This window comes from Roseibium sp. ROS1 (assembly GCF_054658215.1).
Genome location: NZ_BAAGIG010000002.1, coordinates 1,555,664 through 1,564,510, shown reverse-complemented (window position 1 = coordinate 1,564,510; position 8,847 = coordinate 1,555,664). Strand labels below are relative to the sequence as shown.

Sequence of the window (8,847 nt, the reverse complement as noted above, 5' to 3'; positions counted from 1 at the left end):
GTGGGTGTAGCTCAGTTGGTTAGAGTGCCGGCCTGTCACGCCGGAGGTCGCGGGTTCGAGCCCCGTCACTCGCGCCACTTCCCATAGAAGTGCTTTGGTACTTTCGGGAATTGGCGCATATACCGTGAATGTGCGGGTGTAGCTCAGTTGGTTAGAGTGCCGGCCTGTCACGCCGGAGGTCGCGGGTTCGAGCCCCGTCACTCGCGCCACTCACGGTACCTCTTGTTTCCCCAGACTGTTCAATCGAAAACATCAAGCCTCGCGCAAAGCGAGCGCTTTGCCGCGCAGACAGGCAACCCCTTGGCATTGTCGCCAAGATGGCTATCATGCGTTCAAGGCAGGGGCGACGCAGTCCATTCAAATTTCAGCTCTTTTGGTGTTTGTCTGGCGTTTGCTTCGATTCTGCGAGGGGGGTGGAAAACGAACGCAGGTGCGGCATATTTCCTGAAGGGTTGTGCAAAGTTTTTGCCTTCCTGCAAACTGGCTGAAATTAAGGATTTGTCGGGGGTAGGTGCGAAACAGGTGCAAACATGGCAAGAGTTTGACCGCATGTGGGTCTTGCGTTGCACCAAGTCGTAAGCTAAGCGTGCGCTCGCATGTTGGTTTCATAACGCCGACGGGCACAGCGTGACCTGCCGGTATAATGAAGGCAACGGGGCGCGCAGCCCTGGCACCGGATCGCCTCCCGATCCGCCTCCATATGCAAGGACGCGAAAGACATGGAAGAACTCTTGCGGGAATATGTCCCGATCGTCGTGTTCATCGGCATTGCGCTGGTGATCGGCCTTGCGCTGCTGATTTCGCCTTTCATCCTGGCCTACAAGAATCCGGATCCGGAAAAGCTGTCGGCCTATGAGTGCGGCTTCAACGCTTTCGACGATGCACGCATGAAATTTGACGTGCGCTTTTATCTGGTCTCGATCCTCTTCATCATCTTCGACCTGGAAGTCGCGTTCCTGTTCCCCTGGGCAACCGTGTTCGGTGACCTGGGTTGGTACGGCTTCTGGTCCATGATGGTCTTCCTCGGTGTCCTGACCGTCGGCTTCATCTACGAATGGAAAAAGGGAGCGCTGGAATGGGATTGACCACGACCGAGCCGCTCGTTGCACCGCAGCCGCAAGGTATTATCGACCCGAATACGGGCAAACCTGTCGGCGCGGATGACGCATTCTTCCTGGAAGTTAATAACGAGCTGGCCGACAAGGGCTTTCTCGTAACCTCCACCGACAACCTCATCCAGTGGGCTCGTACCGGCTCGCTGATGTGGATGACCTTCGGCCTGGCCTGCTGCGCCGTTGAAATGATGCAGATGTCGATGCCGCGCTATGACGCCGAGCGTTTCGGTTTCGCGCCGCGCGCTTCACCGCGCCAGTCGGACGTGATGATTGTTGCCGGCACGCTGACGAATAAAATGGCACCTGCGCTGCGCAAGGTCTACGACCAGATGCCTGAGCCGCGGTACGTCATTTCCATGGGGTCGTGTGCCAATGGTGGCGGCTACTACCACTATTCCTATTCTGTGGTGCGCGGTTGCGACCGCGTTGTGCCGGTCGATATCTACGTTCCAGGCTGTCCTCCGACAGCCGAGGCGCTGCTCTACGGCGTGTTGATGCTTCAAAAGAAGATCCGCCGCACGGGCACTATCGAAAGATAAGGATCTGCCGCCGAAGAGGCGGCGGATTTTTGAGGGAGTGGGCGCCTGGCGCCCGTTCAACTGACTCTCCGGGTCGCGTCCAGCGGGGCGCAACAAAGACCCGGCAAACTGGATCGATCGGCAGTCGGCACTCAATCGGAACCGGTTGAACGCTGCAGATCTACGAGTGAGGTCGAACACGATGGACGAGACGTTGAAGGAACTCGCTGAGCATATCGAGCTCGGTCTGGGTGAGTCCCTTGTGTCCTGGAAGGTCGAATACGGCGAGCTGACGCTGACCGTAAACGCGACCGACATTCTCGATGCGATCCGCTTTCTGCGCGACAACAGCTCGTGCAAGTTCGTCAATCTGACGGATATTTGCGGTGTGGATTACCCTTCGCGCGAGAAGCGCTTTGACGTTGTCTACCACTTCCTGTCTCCCGTTCAGAACCAGCGCGTTCGTGTGAAGGTCGCAACCGACGAAAATACGCCGGTTGCTTCTCTGACCCCGCTGTTTCCAGGTGCTGAATGGTTCGAGCGTGAAGCCTACGACATGTACGGCATTCTGTTCTCCGGCCATCCGGACCTGCGCCGCATCCTGACCGACTACGGTTTTGACGGATATCCGCTGCGCAAGGACTTCCCGGTTACGGGCTTTGTCGAAGTTCGTTATGACGACGAGAAGAAACGCGTTGTCTACGAACCGGTACGCCTGAACCAGGAAATGCGCTCCTTCGACTTCCTCTCGCCCTGGGAAGGCACGGACTACGTGCTGCCCGGTGACGAGAAGGCAACGACCAACTGAAGGGCGGGGCAGGGATGAGCGAACGGCTTTCAGGTGGGTGTCTTTGCGGCGAGGTGCGGTTTGCCGCAACGCCGGTAGACGGCGAAATGGGAGTCTGCCACTGCGCCATGTGCCGCCGCTGGACCGGTGGTACCTATATGGCTGTCAGCTGCGGATCGATGGACGGTCTGGATGTTCAAGGCAAGGATGCCCTCGGCGTCTACAAGTCATCCGACTACGGCGAACGGGTTTTCTGCAGCAAGTGCGGTTCCTCGCTGATGTGGCGAATGGCCGACGGCTCACACGTGAGCGTCTCCGCGCAAGCCTTTGACGATCCGTCCGTTTTCAAATTCACGTCCGAAATTTTCGTTGACGAACAGCCGGCAAACTACGCTTTCGCTAATGAAACCCGCAGAATGACCGGTCCCGAAGTCATCGCCTATTTCACGCAAAAAATGCAGGAACCTCAAAATGGCTGAGGCTCAGGTTCGTAACTTCAACATCAACTTCGGTCCGCAGCACCCGGCGGCGCACGGCGTGCTGCGCCTCGTGCTTGAGCTCGACGGCGAAGTGGTAACGCGTGTGGATCCGCACATCGGTCTGCTGCACCGTGGAACCGAAAAGCTGATCGAGCAGAAGACTTATCTGCAGGCTGTGCCTTACTTCGACCGCCTCGACTACGTGGCGCCGATGAACCAGGAACACGCTTTTGCGCTTGCAGTCGAGCGTATGCTTGGTGTGGAAGTGCCCAAGCGCGGCCAGCTGATCCGTGTCCTTTATTCGGAAATCGGTCGTCTGCTGTCTCATCTTCTGAACGTGACGACGCAGGCCATGGACGTGGGCGCGCTGACACCGCCGCTCTGGGGCTTTGAGCCCCGTGAAGAGCTGATGGTGTTCTACGAGCGTGCTTGCGGTGCCCGCATGCACGCAGCTTACGTTCGTCCGGGCGGTGTTCACCAGGATCTGTCTCGTGACCTGCTCGACGACATCTGGGACTTCTGTGATCCGTTCCTGCAGACGCTTGACGATATCGAAGGTCTCCTGACCGACAACCGTATCTTCAAGCAGCGCAACGTGGATATTGGCGTTGTCGACCTTGACGATGCCTGGGCCTGGGGCTTCTCTGGCGTGATGGTTCGTGGATCCGGTGCACCTTGGGATCTGCGCAAGTCGCAGCCTTACGAATGCTATTCCGAACTTGATTTCGATATTCCGATCGGCAAGAACGGCGACTGTTACGACCGCTACCTGATCCGCATGGAAGAAATGCGCCAGTCAGTCCGGATTATGAAGCAGTGCCTGGAAAAGCTGACGGTCGAAACTGGTCCGGTCTCGTCCATCGACGGCAAGATCGTGCCGCCGAAGCGCGGTGAAATGAAGCGTTCGATGGAAGCGCTCATCCACCACTTCAAGCTCTACACCGAAGGCTATCACGTCCCGGCTGGTGAAGTTTACGCAGCCGTCGAAGCACCCAAGGGTGAGTTCGGCGTCTATCTGGTCGCGGACGGTACCAACAAGCCGTACCGTTGCAAGATCAAGGCGCCTGGCTACAGCCACCTTCAGGCCATGGACTTCCTGTGCCGCGGGCACATGCTTGCCGACGTTTCGGCAGTGCTGGGGTCTCTGGACATCGTGTTCGGTGAGGTCGACCGCTGATGCGGACGGCACACAACCAATTTTCGACCCTGGCAGCCGCCCGTCCGGCTCCGGTCATTTTGACAGAACGGGGATAACACCATGGCAGTTCGCCGACTTGCCGCGGAACAACCAGAAAGCTTCGCGTTCACCGAGAAGAACCTCGACTGGGCAAAGAAGCTGATCGACCGTTATCCGGCAGGCCGTCAGGCCTCCGCGGTCATTCCGCTTTTGTGGCGTGCGCAGGAACAGAACGAAGGTTGGGTGAGTGAGCCGGCAATCCGCTATATCGCGGACCTGCTCGACATGCCGAAGATCCGCGTTCTGGAAGTGGCGACGTTCTACACCATGTTCCAGCTGCAGCCGGTCGGCAAGAAGGCCCATATTCAGGTTTGTGGCACGACGCCGTGTCAGCTGCGCGGGTCGGAAGACCTGATCAAGATCTGCAAGAGCCGCATTGCCAAGCACATGCACGAGATTTCCGAGGATGGCATGTTCTCCTGGGAAGAAGTCGAGTGTCTTGGCGCCTGTGTGAATGCGCCGATGGTGCAGATCTTCAAGGATACCTATGAAGACCTGACTGAAGACAGCTTCAACCAGCTGATCGACGATATCGCCGCTGGCAAGGAAGTAACGCCGGGCCCGCAGAACGGTCGCCGTTTTGCAATGGCCGAAGGCGGTCAGACGTCGCTCACTGAAATCGATGACAACACGAAGGGTGAGCTGCCGGTTCCCCACTTGGTCGACGGTTCGGAAAAGGCGTCTCATGCTTTTGCCGGCGCACCGATCAATGCAGGTGGCAACGACTATGATGGCGTGCCGACCCCTGCAGAAGATGCTGTTGCCAAGGTAAAGGCGGCGCATGCAGCCAAATCGGCCAAGGCAAGCGAAGCGCCAGCGGCAGCTGCGCCCAAGAAGGCTGAGGCAAAGGCTGAACCGGCCAAGAAAGCCAAGGCAGAAAAAGCAGCTACGCCTGCAGCGCGCAGTCAGAACAAGGGCAAGCCTGATTCCGACGACCGTGCCGAAGTTGAAGTTGCCCGCACAGCCGACACCAGTGGAAGCACCGACGGTCAGGAAAAAGAACCTGAACTTCTGAAGGAAGCGCGCGGCGGCAAGCCGGACGACCTGAAGAAGCTGAAGGGTGTCGGTCCGAAACTGGAAGCGACACTCAACGAACTCGGGTTTTTCCACTTCGATCAGGTGGCCTCATGGGGACCGCAGGAAGTTGCCTGGGTCGACAGCCGTCTGAAGTTCAAGGGCCGTATCGAACGTGATGGCTGGATTGAGCAGGCCAAGGTTCTGGCATCCGGCGGTGAAACAGATTTTTCCAAGCGCGTGGAAGCCGGTGAAGTGGCCTCCTCCAAGAGCGAAGACTAGGGGGAAGAGATGCTGAAGGATCAGGATCGGATCTTCACCAATATCTACGGTCTCCACGACTGGGGCCTGGAAGGCGCCAAGAAGCGCGGACAGTGGGACAATACCAAGGGCCTCATCGACAAGGGGCGCGACTGGATCATTCAGGAAATGAAGGATTCAGGTCTGCGTGGCCGCGGCGGTGCCGGTTTCCCGACCGGCCTGAAATGGTCGTTCATGCCCAAGGAATCCGATGGCCGTCCGGCATATCTCGTCGTCAACGCCGACGAATCCGAGCCGGGCACTTGCAAGGACCGCGAGATCCTGCGCCATGACCCGCACACGCTGGTCGAGGGGTGCCTTGTTGCCGGTTATGCGATGGGTGCCATTGCTGCCTACATCTATGTTCGCGGTGAATTCATCCGCGAGCGCGAGCGTTTGCAAGCTGCGATCGACCAGGCTTATGACGCCGGTCTGATCGGCAAGAACAACAAGAACGGCTACGACTTCGACATTTATGTCCACCATGGTGCCGGCGCCTACATCTGCGGCGAGGAAACCGCGCTGCTGGAAAGCCTGGAAGGCAAGAAGGGCCAGCCGCGCCTGAAGCCGCCGTTCCCGGCAAACGTCGGCCTTTACGGGTGCCCGACCACGGTGAACAACGTTGAATCGATCGCGGTTGCTCCGACCATTCTGCGCCGCGGTGCTGCGTGGTTCTCGGCGCTCGGTCGTCCGAACAACACCGGCACCAAGCTTTTCTGTGTTTCCGGCCACGTCAACAAGCCGTCGACCTTCGAGGAAGAGCTGGGCATCCCGTTTGCCGAGATGATCGACAAGCATTGCGGCGGTATTCGCGGTGGCTGGGACAACCTTCTCGCGGTTATTCCAGGCGGTTCGTCTGTTCCGTGCCTCACGGCAGAGCAGATCAAGGACGCGCCGATGGATTTCGACACGCTGCGCGGCCTTGGCTCCGGCCTGGGGACCGCAGCCGTGATCGTGATGGACAAGTCGACGGATATCATCAAGGCCATTGCCCGCCTGTCCTACTTCTACAAGCACGAAAGCTGCGGCCAGTGCACACCGTGCCGCGAAGGCACGGGCTGGATGTGGCGTGTGATGGAACGAATGGTCAAGGGCGAGTCCTCCTATGAGGAAATCGACATGCTGTTCAAGGTGACCAAGCAGGTCGAAGGCCACACGATTTGTGCACTCGGGGACGCGGCCGCCTGGCCGATCCAGGGTTTGATCAAGAATTTCCGGCCTGTTATCGAGCAACGCATCGATGACTATGTCGCCAAGTCGAAGTCTTCTTCGACCATGGTGGCGGCTGAGTAAGCGGAACGGGATTTGGAGAGCAACGGATGACGAAGCTCATCATCGACGGCAAGGAAGTGGATGTCCCGGCGGACTACACGCTGCTTCAGGCCTGTGAAGAGGCGGGCGCCGAGGTTCCGCGGTTTTGTTACCACGACCGGCTGTCTATCGCCGGCAACTGCCGCATGTGCCTTGTGGAAGTGAAGGGTGGACCGCCCAAGCCGACCGCCTCCTGTGCCATGGGCGTGAAGGACCTTCGTCCGGGCCCGAACGGCGAGCCGCCAGTGGTCGAGACCAAGTCCGAGATGGTCAAGAAGGCCCGCGAAGGTGTGATGGAGTTCCTGCTCATCAACCACCCGCTGGATTGCCCGATCTGCGACCAGGGCGGCGAGTGTGATCTGCAGGACCAGGCGATGGCCTATGGCGTCGACGGTTCCAGGTTCCACGAGAACAAGCGCGCCGTTGAGAACAAGGAAATCGGTCCGCTGATCAAGACGATCATGACCCGCTGCATTCACTGCACGCGTTGTGTGCGGTTCACCACGGAAGTGTGTGGTGTCACCGACATGGGTCTGGTCGGCCGTGGCGAAGATGCGGAAATCACCACCTATCTCGAAGCGGCCCTGTCGTCGGAAATGCAGGGCAACGTGGCAGATCTTTGCCCGGTTGGTGCCTTGACCCACAAGCCTTACGAATTCCACGCCCGTCCGTGGGAGCTGACCAAGACCGAAAGCATCGACGTGATGGACGCGGTCGGTTCCGCGATCCGTGTCGACACGCGCGGCAAGGAAGTCATGCGGGTGATGCCGCGGCTCAACGAAGAGGTCAACGAGGAGTGGATTTCCGACAAGTCCCGTTACATCTGGGACGGTCTGAAGACCCAGCGCCTCGACCGACCTTACGCCAAGAAGGACGGCAAGCTGCAGCCCGTTTCCTGGGGTGAAGCATTCCAGATCATCGCCGAAAAGGTAAAAGGCGCGAGCGCCGACAAAATCGGTGCTCTGGCTGGACAGATGGCAGGCGTTGAGGACATGTTCGCGCTGAAGGCGCTGATGGACAAACTCGGCGTTGCCAACATCGACAGCCGTTTCCCGGGATCTCCGCTGCATCCGAAGAACGGCCGCGCAAGCTATCTCTTCAACAGCACGATCCAGGGCATTGAAGACGCTGACGCGATCATGCTGATCGGCACAAATCCACGTCAGGAAGCTCCGGTTCTGAACGCTCGCATCCGCAAGCGTTGGGTCCAAGGCGACGTGACCATCGGCCTGATTGGTGAAAATGCCGACCTGACCTATCCGGTAACTTATCTGGGTGCCGGTCCGGACAGCCTGAAGGAATTCGTGAACCACGCTCCGGCAAAGGCCGAACGCCCGATGTTCATCATCGGCCAGGGCGCGCTGAACCGTCCGGATGGGGCTGAAGTGCTCGCGACGCTTGCTGCAGCCGCAAAGGCGCTTGGTGTCGTCAAGGACGGCTGGAACGGTTTCAACATCCTGCACACCGAAGCGTCCCAGGTTGGTGCTCTCGATCTCGGTTTCGTACCGGGCGAGGGCGGCAAGGACACAGGCTCCATGCTGGAGCCGGGTGCACTTGACGTGCTGTTCCTGCTGGGTGTCGACGAAGTTGAAGTTCCGGAAGGCGCTTTCGTTGTCTACCAGGGAACGCATGGTGACCGCGGTGCACACCGCGCCGACGTTATCCTGCCAGGTGCTGCCTATACGGAGAAATCCGCGATCTACGTCAACACCGAAGGTCGCGTCCAGATGGCCGACCGGGCTGCGTTCCCTCCGGGAGATGCCCGCGAAGACTGGGCGATCCTTCGCGCATTGTCCGCGGTGCTTGGCCAGACGCTTGAGTTCAACTCTCTTGCCGAATTGCGCTCAAAGTTGTTCGAAGCTGTTCCGCACATGACGGGCATCGATGCGATCGAGGCAGGTGATGCTGGCGATATCGCCAAGCTTGGCAACGCCAAGGCCAAGATGGATAGCGCAGGCTTCGCCAACGTGATCCGCGATTTTTACCTGACCAACCCGATCGCTCGCGCGTCCAAGACGATGGCCGAGTGCTCGGCGCTCGCCAAGACGCGAGCGGCAGAAGCAGCAGAATAAGGGGTAGGGGACCG

Annotated in this window: 8 protein-coding genes and 2 tRNA genes; all 10 read left to right on the top strand. The window is 59.0% G+C overall.

All coding sequences use genetic code 11. From position 1 onward, the window contains the following. The 10 genes from ACYQ6M_RS15225 (at window position 1) to nuoG (ending at window position 8,833) form a co-directional block, all read left to right on the top strand. Window positions 1–77: transfer RNA gene (locus ACYQ6M_RS15225), tRNA-Asp, on the top strand. A gap of 55 nt (window positions 78–132) precedes the next feature. After that, window positions 133–209, top strand: a tRNA-Asp gene (locus ACYQ6M_RS15220). 510 nt (window positions 210–719) lie between these two features. After that, a complete protein-coding gene (locus ACYQ6M_RS15215) occupies window positions 720–1,085 on the top strand; it encodes an NADH-quinone oxidoreductase subunit A (RefSeq protein WP_006934719.1) in 366 nt (121 codons plus the stop codon). After that, window positions 1,076–1,654, top strand: a complete 579-nt coding sequence (locus ACYQ6M_RS15210; RefSeq protein ID WP_006934718.1) for a NuoB/complex I 20 kDa subunit family protein — start codon at window positions 1,076–1,078, stop codon at window positions 1,652–1,654. Before ACYQ6M_RS15215 ends, ACYQ6M_RS15210 begins: the two co-directional genes overlap by 10 nt. A gap of 181 nt (window positions 1,655–1,835) precedes the next feature. Then, window positions 1,836–2,441: an NADH-quinone oxidoreductase subunit C gene (locus ACYQ6M_RS15205; protein ID WP_022998427.1), complete on the top strand. Its 606-nt coding sequence runs from the start codon at window positions 1,836–1,838 to the stop codon at window positions 2,439–2,441. 14 nt (window positions 2,442–2,455) lie between these two features. Then, window positions 2,456–2,899, top strand: a complete 444-nt coding sequence (locus ACYQ6M_RS15200; protein ID WP_209171478.1) for a GFA family protein — start codon at window positions 2,456–2,458, stop codon at window positions 2,897–2,899. Continuing rightward, a complete protein-coding gene (locus ACYQ6M_RS15195; RefSeq protein ID WP_022998429.1) occupies window positions 2,892–4,076 on the top strand; it encodes an NADH-quinone oxidoreductase subunit D in 1,185 nt (394 codons plus the stop codon). Before ACYQ6M_RS15200 ends, ACYQ6M_RS15195 begins: the two co-directional genes overlap by 8 nt. Window positions 4,077–4,157: 81 nt before the next feature. Continuing rightward, window positions 4,158–5,432: an NADH-quinone oxidoreductase subunit E gene (locus ACYQ6M_RS15190; protein WP_022998430.1), complete on the top strand. Its 1,275-nt coding sequence runs from the start codon at window positions 4,158–4,160 to the stop codon at window positions 5,430–5,432. A 9-nt stretch (window positions 5,433–5,441) separates the two neighbouring features. Then, window positions 5,442–6,743, top strand: coding sequence for an NADH-quinone oxidoreductase subunit NuoF (nuoF, locus tag ACYQ6M_RS15185; RefSeq protein ID WP_022998431.1), 1,302 nt, complete (start codon window positions 5,442–5,444; stop codon window positions 6,741–6,743). A gap of 26 nt (window positions 6,744–6,769) precedes the next feature. Then, window positions 6,770–8,833: an NADH-quinone oxidoreductase subunit NuoG gene (gene nuoG, locus ACYQ6M_RS15180; RefSeq protein ID WP_062488657.1), complete on the top strand. Its 2,064-nt coding sequence runs from the start codon at window positions 6,770–6,772 to the stop codon at window positions 8,831–8,833. The last annotated feature ends 14 nt before the right edge of the window (window positions 8,834–8,847 follow it).